This window comes from Gramella sp. KN1008 (genome assembly GCF_004332155.1).
GTDB lineage: Bacteria > Bacteroidota > Bacteroidia > Flavobacteriales > Flavobacteriaceae > Christiangramia.
Genome location: NZ_SJDV01000003.1, coordinates 60228 through 86004, shown reverse-complemented (window position 1 = coordinate 86004; position 25777 = coordinate 60228). Strand labels below are relative to the sequence as shown.

Here is a 25777-nt window from a genome sequence, read left to right as displayed (position 1 = left end):
AAAAATAATGTTTGAATATCGAGCGCAAATATAGAAACGACTTTTCGCTGTGCCAAGTTTATTTAGATTAATTTTAAATAATTTTTATAGATAACATAACAGATTTCCATAAAAAGTATTAATGATAAATATTGAAAACTTTGGAAGCCTCATTAAAAGCCGACTCAAAACTGGTCATTTTGATATTCGTATCGGCCTTAGCTGAAGTAAAATACGAAAGCATTTTTTCTGAAGGCATATTCCCCGTAAGCTCATCCTTAGCCATAGGACACCCCCCAAAACCCTGTATGGCGCCATCAAACCTTGAACATCCAGCTTTAAACGCAGCATCTATCTTCTCATGCCATTTAGAAGGAGTGGTATGCAGGTGAGCACCAAATTCAATATTTGGATATTTTGGGATAAGATTGGAAAAGAGGTAATCGATGATATCAGGGGTTGAAGAGCCCACGGTATCAGAAAGCGAAAGGATCTTCACTCCCATTGCAGAAAGTTTTTCAGTCCAGTTCCCCACGATTTCCACATTCCATGGATCACCATAAGGATTTCCGAAGCCCATACTTAAATAAGCAACAACTTCCTTTCCGGCAGCATCAGCAATATTAAGTATCTCCTGCAGGACCTCAACCGACTCATCTATTGTCTTATGAGTATTACGCATCTGGAAGTTCTCGGAAATGGAGAACGGATAACCCAGGTAATTTATTTCCTCAAATTGCGAAGCATCCTGGGCTCCTCTTACATTGGCGACAATTGCGAGAAGTTTACTTGAAGTTCTGGAAAGATCAAGCTGTTCCAGAACCTGGGCGGTATCTTTCATTTGTGGGATGGCCTTTGGGGATACAAAACTCCCAAAGTCTACGGTATCGAATCCACAACGCAATAAAGATTGTATATACTGAACCTTTTTCTCGGTTGGAATGAATTCCCTGATACCCTGCATGGCATCCCTGGGACATTCGATCATCTTGATTTTCCGCATACGCCCAAAGATAATATTTTAGGGAAAATTGAAAAAGAATAAAGATTTATTGATATTATTAAATTAAGGCGGAACAACAACACTTTTTAATTGCCAATCCTGTAACGAATTGGCAGGATCATAACAGTATAAGTATGGCGATCACAATAAAGATCACAACCTGCATCCATTTAAGAAACCAGCCCGAACTTGGATGAGACTTTATAAAGACTGAGATCTTATCAGCCATCACTGCTACAATACTAAAAATAATAAGAGCCTGCAGCATGAACAAAACTCCTAAAATATAGAACTGAGACACGGTATCAGCTTCCGGTTCCCACAAGAATCCAGGAAAAAATGCGAGAAAAAAGATCCCAACCTTGGGATTCAGAACATTCATTATAAACCCCTGTTTAAAAAGCTTTATCATGCTTTTATTCTTAACCCCTTCTGAAGAAAATGCGATTTCAGGATCACTTTTATAGACCTGATATGCCAGATAAATTAAATAGGCAGCGCCGAAAATCTTAATTATAAGAAATATACTATCAGATTGTTTAATAATTGCCGAAAGTCCGAAAGCGACCAGACTGGTATGCACCAGAATCCCGCTAACCAGGCCCATGGCTGTGGCCACCCCCTGTTTATATCCATAAGCTAACGACCTTACCAATACATAGATAATATCGGGGCCCGGGGAAAGGGTGAGTAAAATGGAAGCACTCAAAAAAGGGATTAATTGCTCGGTCATCTTTAACCAATTTACATACCCTTTTCCAGAATCTTCTCGTTGATCTGTTTTATAAGTGCAGGGCCTTCATAGATAAATCCGGTATAAAGCTGTACCAGACTTGCCCCAGCCTCCAGCTTTTCAATAGCATCTTCAGCAGAATGTATACCTCCTACACCGATTATAGGAAAGGCATTACCACTTTTTTCGGACAGGAATCTGATCACTTCGGTAGATCTTCTGGTAAGAGGTTTTCCGCTAAGCCCGCCAGTTTCATCCTTTTTTTCAGATTTCAGCCCTTCTCTTGAAATAGTAGTATTCGTGGCAATCAATCCGGCAATCCTTGTTTCCTCAACAATCTCAATAATATCCATCAATTGTTCATCGGTAAGATCAGGTGCTATTTTCAACAAAATCGGCTTTGGCTTTTGTTTAGTAAGATTTCGCTCCTGAAGTATATTAAGTAGTTTTTTTAGCGGTTCTTTATCCTGCAGTTCTCGCAGGTTGGGAGTGTTGGGAGAACTTACATTTACAACAAAATAATTCACATGATCGAATAGCGCCTCAAAACTGAATAGGTAATCATCCGCCGCTTTATCATTCGGCGTAACTTTATTCTTGCCGATGTTCCCTCCAATAAGCACATCTTTATTATTCTTTAAACGCTTTACCATAGCTTCCACCCCTTCATTATTAAAGCCCATTCGGTTAATGATCGCCTGGTCTGCTTTCAAGCGAAAGATCCTCTTCTTTTCATTCCCCGGCTGTGGTTTAGGGGTAACCGTTCCTACTTCAATAAAACCAAAACCAAGTGCTGAAAGTTCTTTAAAGAGTTTCGCGTCCTTATCAAATCCCGCGGCCAGTCCTACCGGATTTCTGAATTTCAGCCCGAAGACTTCCCTCTCCAAGCGAGGATCATTCAACTGGAATTTTGACTTCAAAAAGGAAATCGCACCGGGGATGCGACAGAACTTCTTTAAGAAATCAAAGGTGAAATAATGTATTTTTTCAGGATCGAACCTGAATAGCGCAGGTCTTATTAGCGATTTGTACATACTGGAAGGTTTGTGCAAAAATAAAATGAATTAGCTAAAAACGGCAGGAAATATTGGTAAATAGCCAACAATTATTCAATGCCACTAATAAAGCCCAATTGATCTCCTTAAAAATTTAATAAAATTAGCAGATGAAAACTTAAAAGACTTTGAAGCACTGGCCTATATATGTATTTTTGAAAACAAACCCAACCGACAATGACCAATAAGCACCATATAATTGATAGATTCATCAGTTATGTAAAGATCGATACTCAAAGCGACCCAAAAGGTACTACAACCCCGAGTACCGAAAAACAATGGGATCTTGCCAATAAATTAGTAGAAGAGCTCAAAGAAATAGGCCTGGACGAAGTGAGCATAGATGAGAACGCCTACGTGATGGCCACGCTGCCGGCAAATGTTGCTCACGAGGTCCCGGTAATCGGCTTTGTGGCGCACTTTGACACCACGCCAGAGTTTTCGGGGACCAATGTGAATCCACAGATCATTGAGAATTATGACGGCAAGGATATCTTATTGAATAAGGAAAAGCACATTGTACTCTCACCAGATTATTTTGAAGACCTGCATCAATATAAAGGGAAAACGCTTATCACTACCGATGGCACTACCCTATTAGGTGCCGATGACAAGGCTGGGATCACGGAGATTATGACCGCAATGCAATACCTGGTTGATAATCCGGAAATCCCCCATGGAAAGATCAGGATTTGCTTTACTCCCGATGAAGAAATTGGAAAAGGCGCTCATAAGTTTGATGTAGAAAAGTTCGGAGCCGAGTGGGCCTACACCATGGATGGTAGTCAGATTGGCGAACTCGAATATGAGAATTTCAACGCAGCACAGGCTGTTGTGAGAGTAGAGGGTAAGAGTGTGCACCCCGGGTATGCCAAAGACAAGCTTGTGAACAGCATGTACATCGCCCAGGATTTTATTAACTCACTGCCCAGGCTCGAAACTCCCGAGCACACCGAAGGCAGACAGGGCTTCTTCCATCTTACAAGCATTAACGGAGATGTTGAAGAAACGGTGCTGGAATATATAATCAGGGATCATGACAGGGAGCATTTTGAAGCTCGTAAACAAATGATGACAGATCTGGTAAAGGAGATCTGCTCGCAATATGAAAGAGATTGTGTAAGCATCGAGATAGAAGATCAGTATTATAATATGAAGGAAAAGGTAGAGCCTGTGATGCATATCGTTGAACTGGCCCAGGAAGCTATGGAAGCAGTTAATGTAAAGCCTATCATCAAACCTATACGAGGCGGAACCGATGGCGCCCAGTTAAGTTTCAAAGGACTGCCATGCCCTAACATCTTTGCAGGCGGACATAATTTTCACGGGAAATATGAATACGTTCCGGTAGAAAGTATGCAGAAAGCCACTGAAGTGATTGTGAAACTTGCTGAACTTACCGCCAAAAAATATGAAGAATCTTAAACTGGAATATCATGCCGGTGAAAAATGTGGAAGAATATATTAACTGTCATTCCTATTGGGAAGAAGAATTACGACAGTTGCATGAAATGATCCTTACTACCGAACTAGAACCGGAGATAAAATGGGGTGCCCCGGTATACACCCTGGACGGAAAGAACGTGGTTGGAGTTGGAGCATTTAAAAATCATTCGGCACTCTGGTTCTTTAACGGAGCACTTCTAAAAGACAATACTGCCCTTTTGATAAATGCCCAGGAAGAAAAGACCAAAGCCTTAAGACAAATCAGGTTTGAAAAAGGAGAAGAAATAAACACTTCCATATTGCTTCCCTATATCCAGGAAGCCATTCAGAATCAAAAGGAAGGAAAAGAGATTAGGCCAGAGAGGGATACCGGGAACAAAGAACTGGCTGTTCCGTCCCAACTGGCCAAAGCCATGGAGCAGGATAATGCTTTAAAGGAGGCTTTTCATAGTCTCACTCCGGGCAGACAAAGAGAATATGCAAACTACATTGCTGAAGCAAAAATGGAAACCACTAAATTAAAGAGACTGGAAAAGATAAGCCCATTAATAAAAAGTAGGGTTGGACTTCATGATAAGTACAGAAATTGTTAGAAAATAAAAAAGCAGCTTAAAAGCTGCTTTTTTTTATTTTAGAAAAAATGTGATTTACTTTTTATCCTTTGCAGGCTCATTTAGTTTCTTGCTCAGTTCCATCGAAATGGAAGAACGATCGAAAGTTATTTTTCCTGCTCCGGTTTCTATTATCACCGCGTTATTCTTTTCGCTAAAATCCACTACTTTACCATGCATTCCGCTCTTGGTAACGATACGGTCTCCTTTTTTAAGTTCGGAGGCAAAATTTCTTTCCTGTTTAGCTTTTTTCATTTGCGGGCGTATCATAAAGAAATACACCACCACAAACATCAGAATAATTGGTGCAAATTGCGTTAATTGATCCATTATATGTTTTAGCTCTGGTTTTCCTCAGCTTCTACAAAAGCCTTGATTTTAATTTGTTCTTTTCCTGTTTCGGTATTTGCGGTAACAGTAACTGTTTTGGTCACCTGTCCATTACCTGAGCCATTGAATTTTACAAGCATCTCACCGCTTTCGCCCGGTTTAATAGTTTCATTCTTAGGATATGTAGGTACGGTACAACCACAAGAACTGGAAGCATTAGTGATTACCAAAGGAGCTTTACCTGTGTTAGTGAATTTAAAAACATGCTCTACGTTAGTACCTTTCGCGATGTTTCCAAAATCGAATTCAGTTTCCTCAAAAGTGATTTCAGGATAAACGGTTTCCTGTGAATCACGCTCTGCAGCGGTCTCCACATTCTCGGCCTTAACCTTATCTGAGGCATTATCTTTACATCCGGTGAACAGCATCGCCCCTACTGCTGCAAACATCAAAATTGCTTTTTTCATGGTGAAGTTATTTTGTTTAATTACTAATCGATAAAAATATAAAAAATTCTTTACTACATGAGCCCCCGACCCGTTTTATTTAACTTATCTTCGGACTGATATTCTCTGGAAAGTTTATCCAATACCCCATTAATAAAAATACTGCTCTTGGGTGTACTGTATTCCTTCGCGATTTCAAGATATTCATTTATAGTAACCTTTACCGGAATACTGGTGAACTTCAGGAATTCACAAATGGCCATTTTGATCAGGATCATATCTACCTCGGCGATCCGGTCTTTATCCCAGTTAGGAGTTTTCCCGAGCATTTCTTCGGAAAGTTCCTCGTCATTGAGATATGTTTTTCTAAAGAGTTTAAGTGCAAATTCCTTATCTTCTTCATTTTTGAAAAGCTGGGTTATCTTTTTCTCCTTCCCGGTATTTTCCTTTAGTTTCTGAAGAAATTTCAGAATTGCAGTATTCACCAGTGGCATATCATCCACCCAGGTAAGCTTCTTATCCTCCAGGTATTCATACAATTTGTCATTAGGAGCAATTATTTCTTTGAAGATTGTAATTATAAAGTTCTTATCTTCCTTAAAACTATTCTCCCTGGTTTGCATATACTCTTCATAAGCCAGACTATTTCTGATCTCATTCCAGATAATGGTAACGTACTCATCGTCCTGCTTCCACTGATTGATCTTATGAATTTCCAGAGCATTCTGAATACTTTCATTCTCATTAAGCACCTGGAAGATCATATTATCCACAAACTTGCGGTTAGGATCTTTCTCCTCACTGGTAGCGAGGTATTTTTGCTGGGATTTTTCTAAATAGGTCTCTGCATGTTCTCTTATCTCTGTAATAAGGCTAAGCTGAAGAAGAAACAGGTCATACATCTCCTGCATACTTTTAAGCAGGAATTTCTCTTCGGTAGCAAGGTTATCATTCTGGCTCTGATTGAAAGCGTAAAGCGACTGCATTACTTTAACCCGGATATGTCTTCTTGTCAACATAACTGTAAAAGAACTTTTAGAAATTAAAAAGGGCGAAAGTGATTTACTTTCGCCCTGCAAAAATATCAATTAATTAGAATTGACTAATTCAAATTCTGTTTTTTCTTTCTTCAATTCGCTGTTTTGCGATTTGCAAGGCAGCAAAATGAGTGGTCATATCATCTTTAGCCGCCTTTTCGAGAATTTTTAAGGTAGTATTATAAATATTCTCTGTCTTTCTCATTATCTCCTTTTTGTCATAATTCTCAAGCTCGGCGTACACGTTAATAATACCTCCGGCATTGATAAGGAAATCAGGAGCATACACGATTCCTCTTTTCTGAAGTATCTCTCCATGAGCCACTTCATCGGCAAGCTGATTGTTAGCCGCACCGGCGATGATATCAACCTTAAGTCTTTCGATGGTATCATCATTAACCGTAGCCCCAAGCGCACATGGAGCATAGATATCCATATCGGCAGAATAGATATCTCTTTCAGTAAAGATATGAGCGCCGTATTTTTTACTTACTTCCTGTAGTCGGTCTTCATTGATATCGGTGATGAAAACTTCAGCCCCATCTCCGGTTAGATATTCAACAAGGGTTTCACCAACATGACCAATCCCCTGAACCATCACCTTCTTACCTTCAAGATTATCATTACCATACTTGAATTTGGCAGAAGCTTTTAATCCCATAAACACACCATAAGCAGTTATTGGAGAAGGATTACCGGCACCACCTTTAGATTCGGATATTCCCGTCACATAAGGAGTAACCTCCCGTACCGTGTCCATATCTGAAGTTTCCATTCCAACGTCTTCAGCAGTGATATACTTTCCAGCAAGAGAATGTACAAATTCACCAAACCTTTTCATGAGTTCCGGTGTCTTATCTTTCTTGGCATCTCCTATGATCACAGCCTTTCCTCCACCAAGGTTCAAACCTGTCACAGCACTCTTGAAGGTCATCCCTCGTGAAAGTCTCAGAACATCGTTCAAAGCCTCCCATTCACTGGTATAGTTCCACATACGGGTCCCACCAAGCGCAGGCCCTAAAACCGTATTATGAATACCAATAATTGCCTTTAAACCTGTATCTTTGTCGTTGCAAAAAACGATCTGTTCATGATCGTCGAACGATACCTGCCCGAACACCGGAGCAGCTTTTTTAAGTTCTTTTGCGTTTAGAACGTCAACTTGCATAGTTTGTTGATTTTTAGTTTTTAGGGATTTTAAATATAACAAAAAAAATCCGCATCAAAAATAACAATATTTTAATTTAGAGGGCTTAAATAGGTGTTAAATTGCACAATCCTCAAACTTTGAATGATTTCTGAATGAAGAACCTTCGGTATCTCAATAAATATTTCTTTAAGTATAAGTGGAAGCTGCTTATTGGTCTTGTAATCACTATTGCAGCAAGAATATTTGCCATTTACTATATCCCTCTTATAGGTCAGAGTACTGTGGTGATTGAAGATTATCTTAACAACCGGATCACAGATATCTCTGTGGTGAAAAGTGAACTGGCTTACAATATCCTGCTCATAGTGGGAACCACGTTGATCTCCGCTTTCTTTACATTTTTAATGAGACAGACCTTCATTGTAGTTTCGCGACATATGGAATACGATCTGAAGAACGAGGTTTTCCAGCATTATCAGGAACTATCACTGAATTTCTATAAAAAAAACAGAACCGGTGACCTGATGAACCGCATAAGCGAAGATGTCTCCAAGGTTCGCTTATATCTGGGGCCGGCCATTATGTATAGTGTTACCACCTTTACCTCTACCGTGGTCGTACTCATCTTCATGATACAGGCAGCCCCGGAATTGACTCTTTACACGGTTATTCCCCTGCCCATTCTGGCTTTTGCCATTTACAAACTAAGTGTGGCCATACATCAGAGAAGTACGGTTGTTCAGCAATATCTCTCAAAACTGAATACATTCACACAGGAAAGTTTTAGCGGGATCGCGGTAATAAAATCATATGGCCTGGAACCACAGACCAATGTAAACTTCACCGAGCTTTCCAATAAAAGCAGGGATAAGAACATAGACCTGGTAAAAGTGCAGGCCTTCTTTTTTCCTTTAATGGTATTACTTATTGGGATTAGTAACATAATCGTCATCTATGTCGGCGGAAGGCAGATCATCTCAGGTCAAATAGAAAATATAGATGTGATGGTTGAGTTCATCCTGTATGTAAATATGCTCACCTGGCCGGTAGCTTCCATTGGATGGGTTACTTCCCTGGTGCAGCAGGCAGAAGCCTCACAGGAACGTATCAACGAATTCTTAAGCGAAAAACCCGAAATAACCAATCCAAAACAGGAACCCGATACCATTAAGGGAAGTATAGAGTTCAAAAATGTAAGTTTCACTTATGACGATACTAATATCACTGCCCTTAAAAATGTTTCGTTCCGGGTTAAAAAAGGCGAGACCCTTGCGATCATAGGCAAGACGGGATCTGGTAAATCCACAATCCTTGAACTCATAGGAAGGCTTTATGATATCGATAATGGTGAAATTCTTATTGACGGGAGGAATATCCACGAACTCAATCTGGAAAGTCTTCGGAATAGCATTGGATATGTACCACAGGATGCCTTCCTTTTCAGCGATAGCATAAGAAACAATATCAAATTCGGTAAGACCGAAGCCACCGAGGAAGAGATTATCAAAGCCGCTAAAAATGCATCAGTACACAGAAATATTGTGGGCTTCAGCAAAGGTTACGATACCGTCCTGGGAGAAAGAGGAATAACTCTTTCTGGCGGACAAAAACAAAGAGTGTCTATTGCCAGGGCCATAATTCATGACCCGGAGATCCTGCTTTTTGACGATTGCCTTTCGGCCGTGGATACCGAAACTGAAGAAGAGATCCTTAACAATCTGTTCAAGATCACAAAAAATAAGACCACCATTATTGTAAGCCATCGTATTTCTTCCGCTAAAAATGCCGATAAGATCATTATCCTTGAAGACGGCCAGATAGTTCAGGAAGGCACGCATCAGCAGCTGATGAGCGAAGATGGCTACTACAAGGAACTATATGCAAAACAGTTAAATGAAAAAGAAATGTGAAAATATTTTGTTAGATGTTAAAATTTTTTAGATTTTTGGTCTCGACAATAACAAACCATTAAAGAATCTATTTATGAGCGACAAGGGAATGATGGAGAAAGAAGAAATATTCTCTAAAGTTTTAAGAGCCGGTAGAAGAACATATTTTTTTGATGTGAGATCCACCAGGGCTAATGATTACTATCTCACCATTACCGAGAGTAAGAAGTTCACTAATGATGATGGTTCTTTCTATTATAAAAAACACAAGATCTATCTTTACAAGGAAGATTTTGAAGGTTTTAGAGAGATTCTTCAGGAAATGACCGATTTCATTATTAACGAGAAAGGTGAAGAGGTTATAAGCGAACGTCATCAAAAAGACTTTAAAAAGGAGTATGAAACCGAAGAAACCGAGAAATCAGGTTCAACCTCCTCTAATGCTGAAAAATTTACTGACGTAAGTTTTGACGATATTTAATCAGAATTACACCAGATATTATAAACCGTCCCATTTAAGGACGGTTTTTTTTATCTTAGACCCTCCAAAATTATAATCATGAAAAGACTCTTTATCTATTTTTTTCTTTTTACCATTACTTTAACCCAGGCCCAACAGGAAGAACTTAGCCTTGAATACTACCTCCCTGAGGACGTAACATATAACCCGGAAATTCCCACGCCACAGGAAGTCATTGGTTTTATCCCTGGTGAATGGCATGTGAGCCACGACAGGCTGTTGATGTATATGAACAAACTGGCCGAAGTCTCACCGCGAATACAAATAGAGAATCGTGGCTTCACTTATGAAGGTCGCCAACTTGTACTGCTTACTATTTCTTCTGAAGAAAATCTTGCGAATCTGGAAGAGATCAGAAAAAATCACGTAGCCCTGGTGGAGGAAAATTCAGAATCTCTGAACACCAAAGAAATGCCTGTAATAGTGAACCAGGGATTCTCCATCCATGGAAATGAAGCCAGCGGTTCTAACGCTGCCCTGTTGTATGCCTATTATCTGGCTGCAGGACAGGGTGATAAAATTGAAGATGCGCTGGAAAATACGGTGATCCTGCTGGATCCGGCTTTCAATCCCGATGGCCTGCAAAGATTCGCTTACTGGGCCAATACCAATAAAAGTGAAAATATTAATCCCGACCCGCAGGACAGGGAATATAATGAGGTCTGGCCTGGCGGAAGGACTAATCACTACTGGTTTGATATGAACCGTGACTGGTTACCGGTACAGTTACCGGAATCTCAAGCTAGAATTGCCACTTTTCATAAATGGTACCCGAATATCCTGACCGATCATCATGAGATGGGATCCAATTCCACCTTCTTTTTCCAACCCGGGATTCCGTCAAGAACCCATCCTCTAACACCTCAACAGAACCAGGACCTTACTAAAGAGATAGGAACCTACCACGCTGCGGCCTTTGATGAGATAGGTTCTTTATATTACACGGAAGAAAATTACGATGACTTCTACTACGGCAAAGGATCTACATTCCCCGATATTAACGGTAGTGTGGGAATCCTGTTCGAACAGGGAAGTTCCCGCGGACATGCACAGGAAACCGATAATGGAATACTAACCTTTCCATTCACTATAAGAAATCAGTTCACCGCGGCACTATCTACTTTAGAAGCTGCCCAGAAGATGAGAACAGATCTCCTTAACTATCAGCGGGATTTCTTTAAAAACGCGAGACAATCTGCTGAAAATGGCGCGTATGCTTTTGGAAACTCAAAAGATCCGGCCAGTGCATACAAACTCGCAGAAATTCTTAAAAGACATAAGATCGAAGTACATGAACTGGCGAACAATTTCAGTGAAAATGGTGAACAGTTCGAAAAGGGTTCGGCGTATATAATTCCTAAGAACCAACGCCAGCACAGGCTTATAAAAGCAATGTTTGAGAGAAGAACCACATTTGAGGACAGCCTCTTCTATGATATTTCGGCCTGGACCTTCCCTCTTGCTTTCAATCTTGATTATACCGAGAACGCATCTATGAAAAATGCAGGTGATAAAATAGAAGAATTAAAAATGCCTTCTGCGGAACTACCAGAACAAAGCGATTATGCTTATCTACTGGACTGGAATAACTACTTCGCTCCTAAAGCATTGAACAGTATCCTTGAAAAAGGTCTGCGTGCAAAAGTAGCAATGGAAGACTTCAGCCTGAATTCCAAAAAATACGGCTATGGAACCATAATGATCCCCGTACAAAACCAGAAACTGGATGAAGAAGAACTACATGCATTTCTAAGGGAAATTTCAGAAGATAGCGGTGTAAAGATCACAGCCATAGGTACAGGGATGACCATGGGCATCAATCTTGGAAGCAACCAGTTCAGGGCATTGGAGCCGCAAAAAGTGGCCCTTATAGTAGGCGGGTCTATCACTTCATACGATGCGGGAGAGATCTGGCATCTCTTTGACCAGCGCTATGACATGAAGATCACCAAATTGGATGTGGAAGACCTGGACAGGGCAGATCTCCAAAAGTATACAGATATCATTATTCCTAATTCATGGGGCGGCGGTCTTGAAAAAGACTATGCTAAAAAACTCAAGGACTGGGCAAAATCCGGCGGTACGCTTATCGCCTACCGTAATGCGGTTAACTGGATGAAGAAGAATGATTTCATAGATTTCAAAACAAAAGAGAACGAGCTTACCGCTAAGAATGTAAGTTTTGAGGAACGTGGTGATTTCAGAGGCGCCCAGCATATTGGAGGTGCAATTTTTGAAGCTAAACTGGACAGAAGCCATCCAATTGCATTCGGATATAAGGATGATAAGATCGCGCTTTTCAGAAATACCACCATTTTTATGGAAGCTGATGAGCAAAGCTATAACAATCCTATCCAGTATACAGAGCAACCACTTTTAAGCGGATACATCAGCAAGCCTAACCTTGATTCGATAGCGAATACGGTGCCATTTAAACATGAATCCCTTGGCAGAGGTGATGTTATGCTTTTCACTGATAACACTAACTTCAGGGCTTTTTGGTATGGAACAAATAAGCTTCTAATGAACGCTATTTTCTTCGGAAAAGAGATGTAAAGCTCTGCATAGTTTAGGGAAATTTTAGCAGTCTTGTATCAAATTTGGATAACTTTGTAAAAGACTAAGCTGATTCAGAAAGTCCGAAAGTCTGTTTTCGGACTTTCTGGGTTAAAAGAAATACCCTTCTTCATGCTAAAAACTACCCTAAGGTGAAATTTTCAGGATTTAAAAGCTGGTTACAGAACGAGAGGTTCTTAAGATACCTCAGCATCTTTACATTCCTGTTAAGCTTTATCATGATCCTGGTTTCCATTTTTGACCTCGGTTTCAAACATCCGGATAAAGAAGAGGAAATGCTACGGGATTTTTACTTCCTGGGACTGGCCGGCGGCCTGGTGTCTATCCTTATCAGGTATTTCATCTTTAGTCTCAAGCATCGCTTTAAAGTGATGATCTTTGACTGGCTCTTCGTGATCCTCTTTGGCGTACTACTTTTGATGCGTATCGACGTTTTACGGGAAAACTTTCCTCCCCTGGAATTCTTTAACCAGATGATGTTCGTCTATATCACCGTTCTGCTCTTCTTTATAAGAGAATTTGCCACATTCGAACTCAAATATAACCGCACCTTACTTAATCCGGCCCAGTTATTCATTGCCAGTTTCCTCTCGTTGATTTTGATGGGTACGGCATTACTAATGCTTCCCAAGGCTACCGTAGGGGATATAAGTTTTCTTGATGCCCTTTTTACAGCCACAAGTTCGGTTTGTGTGACTGGTTTGATAGTTGTGGATACCGGGTCCTTTTTTACGGTTTTTGGCCAGACCATCATACTTATTCTAATGCAGCTTGGCGGACTGGGAATCATGACATTCGCCAGCTATTTCAGTTACTTTTTCAGAGGACAGACCTCCTATGAGAATCAGATCATGCTGAAAGACGTTACAAATTCGGAAAAGATAGGAGAAGTTCTGGGAGTCCTGAAAAAGATACTTTCTATCACCGTAATTGTAGAATTCCTGGGATTTATTCTAATATACTTCAGCCTCAGTAAAACTGAGATCGCTGAGATTTCAGACCGATTATTCTTTTCGGTATTTCATGCCGTAAGTGGTTTCTGCAATGCGGGTTTTTCAACTCTTGAACACAGTCTATATGATCCGGCATTTCGCTTCAATTACCCATTGCATCTGATCATTGCTTTTCTTTTTCTTCTTGGCGGAATAGGTTTTCCTATTCTACTCAACCTTTATCGCTATGTTATCTATTTATTCAAGAACAGTATAGTAAACTTCACTAACAAAAAGCCATCTGTACATTCCCCCTGGGTGATCAATCTGAACACACGTCTGGTAATGATCACCACCACCATTCTGCTGATCCTGGGTACAACGGTCTTTTATTTTTTCGAATATAACAATACCCTTGCTGAACATAATTGGTTCGGAAAAATCGTAACCTCCTTTTTTGGAGCGGCAACTCCCCGTACCGCAGGCTTTAATACGGTAGATACAGGTGCCCTGAATTTTAGTACCATGATGATCATTTTTCTACTCATGTGGATAGGTGCTTCCCCGGCCTCAACGGGAGGTGGAATCAAAACTAGTACCATTGCTGTGGCCACACTTAATTTCTTCAGCCTGGCACAGGGAAAGAACAGGATTGAATATCATAGACGAGAGATATCCCAATCCACCGTAAGAAGAGCATTTGCGATCATAACATTATCTTTACTGGTGATAGGAACTTCCATATTCCTAATCGCTTCTTTTGACAGTGATAAAACCTTATTAAGCATAGCTTTTGAAGCCTTCTCTGCATACAGTACCGTAGGCTTAACCACCGGAATTACCGGAGATCTTTCAGAGGCATCAAAGGTGGTTATCATCTTTACCATGTTCATTGGAAGGGTAAGTATGCTAACAATAATGATAGCGATGTTGAGGAGAGTAAGACATCTTAACTATCGCTATCCTAAAGACGAAATCTTAATCAATTAAGAAAATGAAGTACATAATCATTGGTTTGGGGAAATTTGGATCGGCGCTGGGCGAAAAACTAACCGAAATGGGAAATGAGGTGATAGGCGTAGACGTCCGAATAAGCAAGATAGAGAACATCAAGGAGAAAATTACGCATGCTATAAACCTGGACGCGACAGATCCTGATGCAGTTGAAAATCTTCCCTTAAAGGATGTGGATGTCGTGATAATCGCCATAGGAGAAGATACCGGAGCCAACATCATGGCAGGAGCACTTATGAAGAAGAAGAAGGTGAAGAGAATCATTGGCCGGGTGGTGGATCCTCTTCAAAAGACCGTTCTGGAAGCAATGGGAATACACGAGATAATACACCCGGAAGAAGAAACCGCCGAAAGATGGGCTAAAATGCTCAACCTGGAAGGAGTGGTAGACAGCTTTGAACTGGATGGTAATTACAGCATTGTAGAGACAAAGATTCCTAAGGAATATGATGGAAAATCCATAAAGGAACTGGGGATAAAAGATGAATTTAATATCATCGTACTTACCACCTTGAAAGTGACAAGCGAAAAGAATGATATGGACGTGGACAAAGATCGCACCACTGTTCAGGGTATTGCCCGGGCAGACACCAGATTATCTGAGGGAGATATCATGGTGTTGTATGGACATAACAAAGACATAAAACACCTGCTGGAACATCACCGAAAATTCAAAAAAGAAATATGATCAGCCTATGCGCAAACCATTGGGTACTTTTTGATCGGGGCTGAGCAACACCACATCCTTCTCTTCCCCCATAACACCAAGCACAAGGCATTCACTCTTAAAACCCGCAATCCTTTTGGCCGGAAAGTTTACTACGGCTATTATCTGCCTTCCGGATAGTTCTTCCTGAGTATAGCGACGGGTGATCTGGGCCGAAGACGATTTTTCTCCCACCTCATCGCCAAAATCTATTTTAAGCTTATAAGCCGGGTCCCGTGCTTCGGGAAATGCTTCAGCAGAAATTATTGTCCCTACCCTCATCTCTACTTTTTCGAAATCATTCCATTCGATCTCTTCCATAATAGGATTTTAGAAGGATCAAAATAGAGAATATTCGGCATTAATTCGGCTTTAATATTTAATTTTATAAAAAAAGATGGCACGTACTGCTTCAAATATGATCGAGCTTGGAACCCAGGCGCCGGACTTTAAACTAATGGACGTTATTACCGAACACCTGTACACCCTGGAGGATGTACGTGGTGAACGTGGCACGCTGGTAATGTTTCTTTGTAATCACTGTCCCTTTGTAAAGCATGTGAATGAAGAAATAGTTCACCTGGCAAACGATTATCGCGCTCTTGGTTTTGGTTCTGTGGCTATAATGAGTAACGATATTGAAAACTATCCTGAAGACCGTCCTGAAAAGATGAGAGAAGTGGCGGCCAAGCACCAGTATTCATTTCCATATCTTTTTGACGGAACCCAGGAAATTGCCAGGGCATATGATGCCGCCTGCACACCCGATTTTTATCTTTTTGATGATGAATTAAAACTTATCTATCGCGGTCAGCTGGACGATAGCCGGCCTGGAAACGGTTTGCATCCAAATGGCAGGGACCTTCGTGAAGCCATGGATGCGGTGCTGAATAATAGAAAAGTATCACCTATACAAAAACCAAGCATAGGTTGCAATATTAAGTGGAAGAATTAATTTAACCTATTCTTAAAGTTTACGGGAATTAATTTTCATTACTTTTATTAACCTATAGATTTAATAGGTTTATTTAACAACTAAATATTATTGATTATGAGTGAGTTGAAATTAGGAGACAAAGCCCCAAACTTTGATGCCGAAACTTCGGAAGGAAAGATCAATTTTTATGATTACCTGGGAGACAGCTGGGGAATCCTATTCTCCCATCCTGCCGATTATACCCCGGTTTGCACTACAGAACTGGGAACGGTGGCCAACTATAAAAAGGAATTCGAGAAACGCAATGTGAAAGTTTTAGCGCTTAGTGTTGACGGCCTGGAATCTCATAAAGGCTGGATAAAAGACATCAATGAAACCCAGAACACTACGGTAAATTTTCCGATTATCGCCGACGAGGACAGGAAAGTGTCTAACCTCTACGGTATGATACATCCTAAAGCAGATGACACTCTTACGGTAAGATCGGTTTATGTGATAGGAACTGATAAAACAATTAAACTTATGATCACCTATCCTGCCAGTACCGGAAGGAACTTTGACGAACTTTTAAGGGTGATCGATTCCCTCCAGTTAACCGCTTATAACAAAGTTGCGACTCCCGCTAACTGGAAGAATGGAGAAGATGTGGTGATAAGCCCGTCAGTAACTAACGAAGAAGCAGATAAGATGTTCCCTAAAGGATATAAAACTGTGAAGCCCTATCTAAGGATGACACCTCAGCCGGAATTGAAGAAATAATCCCTTTGTGGAGGTTCTAATCAAATAAAAAACGCGCTGATTTCTCAGCGCGTTTTTTATTAATAATCCAGTGCTCTGTTATTTTACATCCATCAGTTCCACATCAAAGATGAGGACCGCATTTGGAGGAATAACTCCTCCTGCTCCTCTTTCTCCATAAGCAAGATCTGAAGGGATCACAAGCCTGGCCTTATCACCAACCTGAAGTAACTGGATTCCTTCATCCCAACCCGGAATCACATGTCCTACCCCAATTGGAAATTCTAGAGGCTGATTTCTTTTATATGAAGAGTCGAATACCGTTCCATCGGCTAACTGCCCCTTATAATGAACGGAAACACTGTTCCCTTTTTCGGCTTTCTTACCATCACCTTTTTGAATGATCTTATAACGAAGTCCGCTTGGGGTTTTCTCAAAACCTGCGGCAAGTTTATCCAATTCCTCTTCAGCTTTCTTCTTCGCTTCCTCTTCTCTTTTGGCTTTTTCAGCATTGAATTCCTCAAATGCCTTTTCAGCATTAAAACTTTCGGCTTCAGCTCCTTCACGGATGATCTCAAGCTTTTCAATTTTATCTCCCTGTTGTATCTTATCAACTACGTCCTGGCCTTCAACAACATTTCCAAAAACGGTATGTTTCCCATCCAGCCATGGGGTTTCTACATGAGTGATAAAGAACTGACTACCATTGGTTCCAGGTCCTGCATTGGCCATAGATAATTTCCCAGGAGCGTCGTGCTTCAGGTCCGGATGGATCTCATCATCAAATTTATATCCGGGTCCGCCGGCTCCGGTTCCCTGTGGATCACCTCCCTGGATCATAAAATCGGGTATTACGCGGTGAAATTTCAAACCGTCATAATAAGGCTCCCCTTTTTCCTTAGGTTCATTTTCTATTTTCCCTTCGGCAAGGCCCACAAAATTGCCTACCGTACCGGGAGTTTTTTCATATTCCAGCTCCACCAGGATCTCTCCTTTTGAAGTATGGAATTTTGCATATAATCCGTCGTTCATTTTATTGAATTTTTGATAAAGTGCAAAGATACCCAGTTTAATTTTTATACACCTGCTCCCCGTTCACAAAAGTGTACAGTACTTTGGTTTCGGGTACGCTATCTATCTCTACTTCCATAATATCGCGATCAAGGATCACGAAATCGGCAAATTTACCGGGTTCGATACTTCCTTTTTCGTCTTCTTCAAAATTGGAATAGGCCGCCCAGATGGTCATGCCTTTTAAAGTTTCTTCCCTACTCAGGGCCTGGTCCTTCATAAATCCGCCTTCAGGAAAATTATCGGTATCCTGGCGATCTACAGCCGCGTAAAAAGTGAGGAACGGATTCACCTGTTCCACAGGAAAGTCAGTTCCTAAAGCTACAATACCAGCCTGGTCCAGTAATTTCTTGTAGGCGTAAGCGCCTTTGATACGTTCTGCTCCCAATCGCTCTTCAGCCCAGTACATATCGCTTGTCGCATGTGTTGGCTGAACGGAAGGGATGATATTCTTACTGAAATAATGAAAATCTGATGAATCTATCACCTGCGAATGTTCTACTCTCCATCTACGGTCTTCTCCCGAGCTTAGAAGTGAATCATAGGTTTTCAAAACAAGATAATTCGCAGAATCTCCAATAGCATGCGTGTTCATTTGAAATTCGGTTTTCGCTATTCTCTCTGCCGTTTCCTTAAACTCTGAAACCGGAGAAAGCAAGGCTCCAAAATGCCCTGGCCTGTCGGAGTATTCAGCTTTTAGAGCTGCTCCTCTTGATCCAAGCGCACCATCACCATAGAATTTTACCGAACGAACGTTTAGTCGGTCTGTTTTATAAGGTCCTTTATCAAGATAATGATCCAGGTTCTCTTTAGTATTACTTATCATAGCATAGATCCTGATCTTCAACTCGTCTGAATTGTTAAGGCTATCTATTAGTTCAATTACTTCCCTGTCTATCCCTGCATCATCCACGGTGGTTAGTCCGTAACCAAAACAGATCGCCTGGGCATCACGCAGCGCTTCCGCCTGGGTATCAAGGTCAACATCATCGGTGATCTTTTCGATGAGCATCATAGGATTATCTACCAGGATTCCGGTGAGTTTACCGTCTTTTTGCTCGATATCCCCTCCTTCGAATTTAGTTTCAGCAGTAATATTCGCAGCATCAAGTGCAGCCTGGTTCACAAGCATGGCATGACCATCTATCCTGGTAAGAGCAACAGGGGTATCCGGAAATAGGCGGTCAAGTGTATCCTTCACCGGGAATTCCTTGATCTCCCAGTCATTCTGGTCCCAGCCGCGTCCTACAATAAAATCTACGCGATTCTTCTGTTGAAACTCCACGACTTTCATTACGACCTCCTCAAAACTTTTAGTTCCAGTAACATCTACACGCTGTTGTTGCATTCCTAGGCCGTAAAAGTGAGCATGGGCATCAATAAGGCCAGGATAGACAGCCTTACCACGAGCGTCTACCTCTTCGGTGAATTCATATTTTTCCCGTAAGGCATCTATAGGAGCAATTTCGAGAAATTTACCATCCCTGACAGCGAAGGCTTCAGCCATTTCAAAAGCCTCATTAACGGTGTAAATTTTGGCATTAAAGACCAGAAGATCTGCCTGCTCTTTTTGATTCCCGCAGGAAATCAAGATGGCACATAGAATTATTAACGTAAATATTCTTTTCATGTATCTAAGTTTAAGTGCCTCAAATTCCGATTTTTCAACGGAAAAGAAAAATTCTTCTAGTAGATGATCAAATTACACTTGTATACCAGTCCAGATCTGGTCAAAATTTTCTTCGGATAAAAATTTTATCCTGCTGATATTCAGTTTTTTGTACATTTAAATTATCCGTAACCGTTTAAACAGGAAATTCGCCCTACCTGAGCTTCTTTTTACTGAACGAAATGCAATGATCAAATTCTTCAGAAATATCCGCCGTAAACTGCATCGTGAAAATAGATTCACCAGGTATCTGATTTATGCTATTGGCGAAATAATATTAGTAGTGATTGGGATATTAATTGCCTTGCAGATAAACAATTGGAATGAAACTCAGAAAGAAATTCAGGCTTCCAGAGAATTCATACTGGAAATTCGGGAAGATTTAGTCAAGGATACAATTCTACTAGTAGGCCAAATTAAGTTCTTAGAGGAACAGATAAAATTAGATAAAAAAGTACTATCCGAAATCAATTATACTCTAGATGATGCTACGCTTTTAAATAAGAGTATAGACCGAAACCTAAGAGATTTCAGCCTTAATGATCAAGCATTCACTTCTATGAATAATGCGGGATACGTTGGATTAGTTGGGTTTGAAGGTTTGTTCAAAGACATTAAAGATCATTATTACATAACCCGGGGAAATTTCAATAGATTGAGAGATTGGCAAATAAGTGAAGCCCAGAAAGACCAGGTAGAAGATTTAGGCCTAACTCAGAATTATGAACTAAGTTATGCTTTCTATCAGGAGCTTTTAGGAATAGATTTTTTAAGCGATAGCCTACCCGAGCTACCAAACAGAGAGATTCAGAGTAACTATCTAATTAAAAAGTTTCAGAGTATAGAAGGCAGAAATTATCTTAAATATAATTACGCAAAACATCTAGTATTAAATAGGTTTTGGAAAATGTTTCTACAATTTACTATAGATCTGATTGAAAAAATAGATTCAGAATTAACTCGTTCCAATGCTTAAGTTTTTTAGAAATATCCGCCGTCGACTACTTCGCGAAAACCGTTTCACCAGATACCTCATTTATGCTGTTGGGGAAATTATTTTAGTGGTGATCGGGATTTTGATAGCGCTGAAGGTTAATAACTGGAATAATGAACAGAACAACCAAAAGCAACGTGCGGAACTTATTACCGATTTAAAAGAAGAAATACAGAAAGGATACAGTGAATATAATATTTTTAGAATACTAAATACATTTTACATAACCTCTGATTCCATTTTACAGCTTATTGAAGAGGGTAAAATCAATAAGGAAACATATAAAGAAAATAACGAGTTGTTATTCCCAATGTTTTCACAGCGACAGGAAGCCGCCCTCTTAATGGGGGATCAAACAGAAAATATTATTAAACCGGAAACTGCTGAAGTCATCCTAGAAAAACGTTTCGAATATCCTGAAAAATACGAACAGCTGCTTTATCACCTTAAATCATATCAAGCGCAGGTTGCAAATATGAAGGTTAATATGAACAGAGCTTCCGAAAATCAAAAAGAATTTATGCGGTTTATGTTGGACTCCTATCCCTGGTTCCTTGCCACCGATAGTTTAAGCATAAAAAAGGCCATAGATTTTTCGTTAAATGACAAAAATTACAAAACCAGGGTGAAATTATTTCGCAGAAACTATAGCCATCTTAACCGGAGTATTACCGCGGCAAGAGCCAGCCAGGCCATAGTTATGGGGGAACTTGTAAGACTGCATTCCGGGAGTCTTGCGGATATTAAAGAAGCCTTTGCTGAATTGGGTTATCACCCCATGAAAAAATTATCTTGTAAGGATACTACTACGGAGCTTAAACAGGCCGATCTTTTTCAGTTCAATCCAATTTATAATGCCACTGATCACCTAATTACCATTCATCGCCTAAACCTCGATTATGAGATATATGAAACTTTGGAGTTGCCTTCCAGGCAGTTTACAGTGTTCGGTCAGGCTGAAGGCACCATTTTTCAGATGGATAAGAACGGGCGATGTGAAGAACGCTTTATGGTTAAAAGGAGTAGTTATTTATTGATTTATTGAGAATATGATTAAATTCTTTAGAAATATCCGCCACAAACTGCTTCGTGAAAATAGATTCACCAGGTATCTGATTTATGCTGTTGGGGAAATTATTTTGGTGGTGATCGGGATTTTGATCGCCCTTCAGATCAATAACTGGAATGAAGCTCGAAAGGAATCAATGCGAGAAAAAAAGTTGCTTTCAAATCTTAACGAAGAGTTCCGGGATAATCTTCAGGACCTGGATTCCATAGGTACAGAAGTTAACAAGGTGATCCAATCCCTGGAGAAAGTATTCGGACTTTTTGACCAAACACCGGAGAACGTTAATAATGACTCACTAGACCTTTGGCTCTCCAGGGCACTGTCCTCCCCAAACTGGAAACCCAGCGATTATTTGTTGAACAATCTCAATAGCTCTGGCAGTATTACAGAGTTGAAGAACGAAAAACTAAAACTGCTTTTATATAAATGGGCCAGGCAACATAACGAAATGATCGAAGTGCAGCAACGCACCGAAAGAACCGGAGAGGAGATCATTGCGCATCTTAAGGAATATGGTTCATTGAGAAACGTTGACGTTGCCGGAGAGAACTTTGAATATCCTAAATCCCGCCTGGTCGTTAATAACCAGAAATTGCTTGCCGACCCCAGGTTCGAAAATCATATCGATGACAAGCTATATATGTACAGGACAACAAGAACCTGGTTGAAAAGAGCCCGTAAAACAATTCTAGAATTGATTGAGGAAACAAAAACCTGAGTTTTATTTAATTTTGAAGCCACTGACACTCAAAACATGAAAAAACTAATATTTAGCTTTCTATTATCTATCCTGCTATCCTCCTGTTCTCAAACCAGCGATAAAAAATCCTTCGATCTACTTATTACGAACGCAAGTATCGTAAATATTAAAGGGGATAGTATTCATCAGAGTAAATTTATTGGGATCTCAAACGATACCATCCAATGGGTTGGAGAGATGGAAGAGATCGGTGCCTACGAAGGTAAAGAAGTTATCGATGTTAAAAATAATTATGTAATGCCCGGACTCTGGGATATGCATGTACATTTTAGAGGCGGTGACAGTCTTATTAAAGAGAATAAGGATTTGCTCAAGCTCTTCCTTGCTTATGGAGTTACGACTGTTAGAGATGCCGGTGGAGATATTACTCCAGCTGTAATGGAATGGAGAAAGAACATCGAAAAAAATTCAATGGCTGGACCAAGAATATTCTCTTCGGGGCCAAAACTGGATGGCAAAAACCCGGCCTGGGACGGTTCCATTGCAATCTCAAATGAGAACGACGTGAGTCCAGCACTGGATTCTTTAAAAGATTTAGACGTGGATTATGTGAAAATGTATGACGGAAGTCTTACACCTGACCTTTTCTATGCTATTATCACCGAAGCCGAAAAACGAAATCTTAAGACCACCGGGCATATGCCTCTGGATGCAGATCTTATAAAAGCGATCGACCTTGGACTGGACGGACTGGAACATATGTATTACACCCTAAAATCCAGTTCTCCCCGAGCCGATAGTATTACCTCTGTCCACTCTGGTTATGGTATGATTGAACCTCTCATAGACACCTATGATCCTGAAATGGCCGCAAATATTTTTTCCAAAATGGCCGCCAGTGATATGAGCATCACTCCTACCTTGCATATAGGTAAAGTACTGAGCAATCTTCTTGAAACGGATCATTCTAAGGACTCATTGCTCAATTATATTGGACCCGGGATAAAGCAATCCTATCAAAGGAGGATCGATGGTGCCAAACGGGCTAAGGCTGCCGGGAGCCAGAGAAGAGAAAAAATGGAAAGATTAAGCGCCACCATGATTATTCCCATGTATAAAGCCGGAATTAATATTCTGGCGGGCTCCGATTCAGGAGCGAGCAATTCCTTTGTTTATCCAGGAGAATCGCTACATTCAGAACTGGAAGAACTGGTAAACGCAGGACTTAGCCCGGCTCAGGCTCTTCTGACTTCCGTTATAAACGGACCAGAATTCTTTGACCTGGAAAACAGTTATGGAAGTCTTGAAAAGGGAAAAGTGGCAGATATGATCATTCTGAAGAAGAATCCTCTTGAGGATATAAAAAACACCCGGAGTATCAAATTTGTTATTAAGAACAACAAAATTTACACCCCGGGTGACCTATTAAAGAATCTAAACAATTAGATCTTAAAAATCAAATTTGTAGGTAGCTCCTGCCAGGAACTGAATTCCCTGAACATCATAATCCAGCCATTTCTGATAATTATTATTTAGAAGATTGCTTCCCTTTACAAAAGCCGAAAGCTGATCGTTGAAGCGATATCCCAGGTGGGCATTCGCATCAAAATAACTGTCCAGGGTCACTACGGGCTCATCAAATACCAGGCTTATTGAGCGAGCTTCATCCTTGCGCTCCCCCACATAGAACAAATTAGCACCGGTATACCACTTTTCAGTGATCTGGTAATCTGCATTCAGGCTGGCTTTCAAATCTGGCAGGTTCCATGCTTCGGCCTGCTCATCGGTATTATAGTCGAAAACTTCAGCATTTATTCCCAGTCTGAAATCACGATTCACATCAACATTCAATTCCCCATAGAAGGAAAGTGTCTTCACATCATCATAGACCACTTCAAAACTGTTCCCGTAAGTATAAGCTTCACCTTCAAGGGTTGATGCATCATAATTCTTTTTGAATAACGCCCTGTTGAACTGGGACTGGTAACTACCTCTAAGATTATAGGAAACCGCGTTGCTGAATTTCCCTTTTCCTCCAATATATCCCTTATATTCATTATCGGTTGGCATGATATCCAGGGTCGGAGAAACATAGGGGTTCTCCTGGAAGAAGCTGTAATAGGTGTTTTGCTGAAGATCTCCGTCAACTCCGGCATAGACCGTAAAATAATCACCAGCGAGCCTGTAACTAGCCGAAATGGCCGGGTAAATATAAAAATTCCCGTCGCTGGTTTCAGCATCCATGCCGTACACGAAATTCACTCCAAGGTCAATACTCAAATCATCTCTCAGGATCAGAAGACTTGGGGTAATATTAAAATTCATGAAGGTATAGTCATAACTCATGTTGGAATCATATTCCCGATCGAACTTCCCATTCACAATATCCGCTCCGATTTTGGTAGAGATGAGCTCTTCAGCGATCTCGATCTCAAATAGTCCTTCCGCATTAAAATGGTTCTCAGCTGTACTATAAGAGTCTCCCGAATGGCGAAAACGAGCTTTTGCGCTATCGAAGAAAGAATCATACAATTCTATTTCACTGCCTACATAAACAGAATAATAGTTCTGTGCAGGATCCAAAGAATACAGCTCCTCATCGGTAGATGCATTGTATTCTGGAAGACCATACCAGTTGAATAACTGGTGCTCTCCCCCTACTTCGGCCATCCATCCAAGATCACGATTCCTGGTGTTATAACTCAGGTTCATTTCGGTATCGTAGAACTTGTCATCCAGCTTTACTCCTTCAATTCCACCCTGAGAAGAATTATGATTCAGGTAAATACCAAAATTACTGCTTCGGTCTATTTCAAGATTTGAATAGAATTCAGCCAGGACATTGGAATAATTTCCGAATCCAAGAGTGGCATAATTATCATAGACCTTTGGCGGTCTTTCACGTTCTACGGTTGTCGCTCTTCCCTTTGCAGGTGTGAAGGTAGATGCAACAGGAACCGAAAATATTGAATATTGCACTTCTTTTTTCTGGAGGCTTACTGAATCGTTCCTGCTGGGAGTTTCCCTTATCTTATTTGCATCGCTTACCGAAGGCGTATACGGTTTTACTACTGTTACTGTTTCGCTACCAATTGGGTCCTGGGCAAACAGGATCCCGCTAAATATGAACAGACTAAAGAACAGACTTTTCTTAATTGCTTTAAATCGCAT

Annotated in this window: 24 protein-coding genes; 13 read left to right on the top strand and 11 right to left on the bottom strand. The window is 40.5% G+C overall.

Annotated elements, in window-relative coordinates; translation table 11 throughout:
* Positions 1-118: 118 nt before the first annotated feature.
* From EZJ28_RS06145 to EZJ28_RS06135, 3 genes are all read right to left on the bottom strand, one after another.
* A complete protein-coding gene (locus EZJ28_RS06145; protein WP_131396006.1) occupies positions 119-982 on the bottom strand; it encodes a hydroxymethylglutaryl-CoA lyase in 864 nt (287 codons plus the stop codon).
* A 118-nt stretch (positions 983-1100) separates the two neighbouring features.
* Entirely contained in the window at positions 1101-1715 is a 615-nt protein-coding gene (locus EZJ28_RS06140) for a LysE family translocator (RefSeq protein WP_131396004.1), read from the bottom strand.
* Between the two features lie 11 nt (positions 1716-1726).
* Positions 1727-2749, bottom strand: a complete 1023-nt coding sequence (locus EZJ28_RS06135) for a quinone-dependent dihydroorotate dehydrogenase (RefSeq protein WP_131396002.1) — start codon at positions 2747-2749, stop codon at positions 1727-1729.
* Positions 2750-2947: 198 nt separating this feature from the next.
* Between EZJ28_RS06135 and pepT the strand changes: the two genes are divergently transcribed.
* Complete coding sequence (pepT, locus tag EZJ28_RS06130; protein ID WP_131396000.1) at positions 2948-4195, top strand: peptidase T; 1248 nt, start codon at positions 2948-2950, stop codon at positions 4193-4195.
* An 11-nt stretch (positions 4196-4206) separates the two neighbouring features.
* The gene (locus tag EZJ28_RS06125) at positions 4207-4809 is read left to right on the top strand and encodes a YdeI family protein (RefSeq protein ID WP_131395998.1); all 603 of its coding nucleotides are present in this window, start codon (positions 4207-4209) and stop codon (positions 4807-4809) included.
* A 54-nt stretch (positions 4810-4863) separates the two neighbouring features.
* Here the strand turns inward: EZJ28_RS06125 and yajC are convergent, their stop codons facing one another.
* The 4 genes from yajC to EZJ28_RS06105 all read right to left on the bottom strand — a co-directional run bounded on the left by yajC (position 4864) and on the right by EZJ28_RS06105 (position 7808).
* Complete coding sequence (gene yajC / locus EZJ28_RS06120; protein WP_131395996.1) at positions 4864-5157, bottom strand: preprotein translocase subunit YajC; 294 nt, start codon at positions 5155-5157, stop codon at positions 4864-4866.
* 8 nt (positions 5158-5165) lie between these two features.
* Positions 5166-5624, bottom strand: a complete 459-nt coding sequence (locus tag EZJ28_RS06115; protein ID WP_131395994.1) for a DUF1573 domain-containing protein — start codon at positions 5622-5624, stop codon at positions 5166-5168.
* Between the two features lie 53 nt (positions 5625-5677).
* The gene (gene nusB, locus EZJ28_RS06110) at positions 5678-6622 is read right to left on the bottom strand and encodes a transcription antitermination factor NusB (protein WP_131395992.1); all 945 of its coding nucleotides are present in this window, start codon (positions 6620-6622) and stop codon (positions 5678-5680) included.
* A gap of 88 nt (positions 6623-6710) precedes the next feature.
* The gene (locus EZJ28_RS06105; protein ID WP_131395990.1) at positions 6711-7808 is read right to left on the bottom strand and encodes a Glu/Leu/Phe/Val dehydrogenase; all 1098 of its coding nucleotides are present in this window, start codon (positions 7806-7808) and stop codon (positions 6711-6713) included.
* 134 nt (positions 7809-7942) lie between these two features.
* On the opposite strand from EZJ28_RS06105, the gene EZJ28_RS06100 reads away from it, so the two are divergent.
* The 5 genes from EZJ28_RS06100 (at position 7943) to EZJ28_RS06080 (ending at position 15410) form a co-directional block, all read left to right on the top strand.
* On the top strand, positions 7943-9700 hold the full coding sequence (locus tag EZJ28_RS06100) for an ABC transporter ATP-binding protein (RefSeq protein WP_131395988.1): 1758 nt from the start codon (positions 7943-7945) through the stop codon (positions 9698-9700).
* 73 nt (positions 9701-9773) lie between these two features.
* Entirely contained in the window at positions 9774-10160 is a 387-nt protein-coding gene (locus EZJ28_RS06095; protein ID WP_131395986.1) for a PUR family DNA/RNA-binding protein, read from the top strand.
* A gap of 78 nt (positions 10161-10238) precedes the next feature.
* Positions 10239-12755 (top strand): M14 family metallopeptidase, encoded by a 2517-nt coding sequence (locus tag EZJ28_RS06090; RefSeq protein WP_131395984.1) that lies wholly within the window; start codon positions 10239-10241, stop codon positions 12753-12755.
* A 239-nt stretch (positions 12756-12994) separates the two neighbouring features.
* Positions 12995-14698, top strand: coding sequence for a TrkH family potassium uptake protein (locus EZJ28_RS06085; protein WP_131396716.1), 1704 nt, complete (start codon positions 12995-12997; stop codon positions 14696-14698).
* Positions 14699-14702: 4 nt separating this feature from the next.
* Positions 14703-15410 carry a TrkA family potassium uptake protein gene (locus EZJ28_RS06080; protein ID WP_131395982.1) on the top strand — a complete coding sequence of 236 codons (708 nt, stop codon included), beginning with the start codon at positions 14703-14705 and terminating at the stop codon, positions 15408-15410.
* Here EZJ28_RS06080 and EZJ28_RS06075 read toward each other — a convergent pair whose 3' ends face one another.
* Positions 15411-15749 (bottom strand): tRNA-binding protein, encoded by a 339-nt coding sequence (locus EZJ28_RS06075; protein ID WP_131395981.1) that lies wholly within the window; start codon positions 15747-15749, stop codon positions 15411-15413. It lies immediately after the preceding gene.
* Positions 15750-15825: 76 nt separating this feature from the next.
* Here EZJ28_RS06075 and EZJ28_RS06070 point away from each other — a divergent pair, with 76 nt between their 5' ends.
* Together EZJ28_RS06070 and EZJ28_RS06065 are read left to right on the top strand one after the other, a co-directional pair.
* Positions 15826-16383: a thioredoxin family protein gene (locus tag EZJ28_RS06070; RefSeq protein ID WP_131395979.1), complete on the top strand. Its 558-nt coding sequence runs from the start codon at positions 15826-15828 to the stop codon at positions 16381-16383.
* Positions 16384-16479: 96 nt separating this feature from the next.
* Entirely contained in the window at positions 16480-17124 is a 645-nt protein-coding gene (locus tag EZJ28_RS06065; protein ID WP_131395977.1) for a peroxiredoxin, read from the top strand.
* Between the two features lie 78 nt (positions 17125-17202).
* On the opposite strand, the gene EZJ28_RS06060 is transcribed toward EZJ28_RS06065, so the two are convergent.
* Together EZJ28_RS06060 and EZJ28_RS06055 are read right to left on the bottom strand one after the other, a co-directional pair.
* Positions 17203-18135, bottom strand: coding sequence for a peptidylprolyl isomerase (locus EZJ28_RS06060; protein WP_131395975.1), 933 nt, complete (start codon positions 18133-18135; stop codon positions 17203-17205).
* Positions 18136-18172: 37 nt separating this feature from the next.
* Complete coding sequence (locus EZJ28_RS06055) at positions 18173-19804, bottom strand: amidohydrolase (protein WP_131395973.1); 1632 nt, start codon at positions 19802-19804, stop codon at positions 18173-18175.
* Between the two features lie 226 nt (positions 19805-20030).
* Here EZJ28_RS06055 and EZJ28_RS06050 point away from each other — a divergent pair, with 226 nt between their 5' ends.
* Genes EZJ28_RS06050 through EZJ28_RS06035 form a run of 4 tightly spaced genes read left to right on the top strand, consistent with a single transcriptional unit; the run spans position 20031 to position 24052 of the window.
* On the top strand, positions 20031-20819 hold the full coding sequence (locus tag EZJ28_RS06050; RefSeq protein ID WP_131395971.1) for a DUF6090 family protein: 789 nt from the start codon (positions 20031-20033) through the stop codon (positions 20817-20819).
* On the top strand, positions 20812-21882 hold the full coding sequence (locus EZJ28_RS06045; protein WP_131395969.1) for a hypothetical protein: 1071 nt from the start codon (positions 20812-20814) through the stop codon (positions 21880-21882). The genes EZJ28_RS06050 and EZJ28_RS06045 overlap by 8 nt, the downstream gene beginning before the upstream one ends.
* Before the next feature lie 4 nt (positions 21883-21886).
* Positions 21887-22624 (top strand): DUF6090 family protein, encoded by a 738-nt coding sequence (locus EZJ28_RS06040; protein WP_131395967.1) that lies wholly within the window; start codon positions 21887-21889, stop codon positions 22622-22624.
* A 36-nt stretch (positions 22625-22660) separates the two neighbouring features.
* Entirely contained in the window at positions 22661-24052 is a 1392-nt protein-coding gene (locus EZJ28_RS06035; protein ID WP_131395965.1) for an amidohydrolase family protein, read from the top strand.
* 3 nt (positions 24053-24055) lie between these two features.
* Here EZJ28_RS06035 and EZJ28_RS06030 read toward each other — a convergent pair whose 3' ends face one another.
* Positions 24056-25777 (bottom strand): TonB-dependent receptor, encoded by a 1722-nt coding sequence (locus EZJ28_RS06030; RefSeq protein WP_131395963.1) that lies wholly within the window; start codon positions 25775-25777, stop codon positions 24056-24058.

What these genes read in the sequence shown, in the direction of transcription:
- EZJ28_RS06080 (WP_131395982.1), top strand. Translation starts at nt 14,703, where the DNA reads ATGAAGTACATAATCATTGGTTTGGGGAAATTTGGATCGGCGCTGGGC.
- EZJ28_RS06055 (WP_131395973.1), bottom strand. Translation starts at nt 19,804, where the DNA reads ATGAAAAGAATATTTACGTTAATAATTCTATGTGCCATCTTGATTTCC.
- EZJ28_RS06125 (WP_131395998.1), top strand. Translation starts at nt 4,207, where the DNA reads ATGCCGGTGAAAAATGTGGAAGAATATATTAACTGTCATTCCTATTGG.
- EZJ28_RS06065 (WP_131395977.1), top strand. Translation starts at nt 16,480, where the DNA reads ATGAGTGAGTTGAAATTAGGAGACAAAGCCCCAAACTTTGATGCCGAA.
- EZJ28_RS06085 (WP_131396716.1), top strand. Translation starts at nt 12,995, where the DNA reads ATGATCCTGGTTTCCATTTTTGACCTCGGTTTCAAACATCCGGATAAA.
- EZJ28_RS06040 (WP_131395967.1), top strand. Translation starts at nt 21,887, where the DNA reads ATGATTAAATTCTTTAGAAATATCCGCCACAAACTGCTTCGTGAAAAT.
- EZJ28_RS06035 (WP_131395965.1), top strand. Translation starts at nt 22,661, where the DNA reads ATGAAAAAACTAATATTTAGCTTTCTATTATCTATCCTGCTATCCTCC.
- EZJ28_RS06050 (WP_131395971.1), top strand. Translation starts at nt 20,031, where the DNA reads ATGATCAAATTCTTCAGAAATATCCGCCGTAAACTGCATCGTGAAAAT.
- EZJ28_RS06030 (WP_131395963.1), bottom strand. Translation starts at nt 25,777, where the DNA reads ATGCGATTTAAAGCAATTAAGAAAAGTCTGTTCTTTAGTCTGTTCATA.
- EZJ28_RS06090 (WP_131395984.1), top strand. Translation starts at nt 10,239, where the DNA reads ATGAAAAGACTCTTTATCTATTTTTTTCTTTTTACCATTACTTTAACC.
- EZJ28_RS06145 (WP_131396006.1), bottom strand. Translation starts at nt 982, where the DNA reads ATGCGGAAAATCAAGATGATCGAATGTCCCAGGGATGCCATGCAGGGT.
- EZJ28_RS06105 (WP_131395990.1), bottom strand. Translation starts at nt 7,808, where the DNA reads ATGCAAGTTGACGTTCTAAACGCAAAAGAACTTAAAAAAGCTGCTCCG.
- EZJ28_RS06060 (WP_131395975.1), bottom strand. Translation starts at nt 18,135, where the DNA reads ATGAACGACGGATTATATGCAAAATTCCATACTTCAAAAGGAGAGATC.
- EZJ28_RS06140 (WP_131396004.1), bottom strand. Translation starts at nt 1,715, where the DNA reads ATGACCGAGCAATTAATCCCTTTTTTGAGTGCTTCCATTTTACTCACC.
- yajC (WP_131395996.1), bottom strand. Translation starts at nt 5,157, where the DNA reads ATGGATCAATTAACGCAATTTGCACCAATTATTCTGATGTTTGTGGTG.
- EZJ28_RS06135 (WP_131396002.1), bottom strand. Translation starts at nt 2,749, where the DNA reads ATGTACAAATCGCTAATAAGACCTGCGCTATTCAGGTTCGATCCTGAA.
- EZJ28_RS06070 (WP_131395979.1), top strand. Translation starts at nt 15,826, where the DNA reads ATGGCACGTACTGCTTCAAATATGATCGAGCTTGGAACCCAGGCGCCG.
- EZJ28_RS06115 (WP_131395994.1), bottom strand. Translation starts at nt 5,624, where the DNA reads ATGAAAAAAGCAATTTTGATGTTTGCAGCAGTAGGGGCGATGCTGTTC.
- EZJ28_RS06095 (WP_131395986.1), top strand. Translation starts at nt 9,774, where the DNA reads ATGAGCGACAAGGGAATGATGGAGAAAGAAGAAATATTCTCTAAAGTT.
- EZJ28_RS06100 (WP_131395988.1), top strand. Translation starts at nt 7,943, where the DNA reads ATGAAGAACCTTCGGTATCTCAATAAATATTTCTTTAAGTATAAGTGG.
- pepT (WP_131396000.1), top strand. Translation starts at nt 2,948, where the DNA reads ATGACCAATAAGCACCATATAATTGATAGATTCATCAGTTATGTAAAG.
- EZJ28_RS06075 (WP_131395981.1), bottom strand. Translation starts at nt 15,749, where the DNA reads ATGGAAGAGATCGAATGGAATGATTTCGAAAAAGTAGAGATGAGGGTA.
- EZJ28_RS06045 (WP_131395969.1), top strand. Translation starts at nt 20,812, where the DNA reads ATGCTTAAGTTTTTTAGAAATATCCGCCGTCGACTACTTCGCGAAAAC.
- nusB (WP_131395992.1), bottom strand. Translation starts at nt 6,622, where the DNA reads ATGTTGACAAGAAGACATATCCGGGTTAAAGTAATGCAGTCGCTTTAC.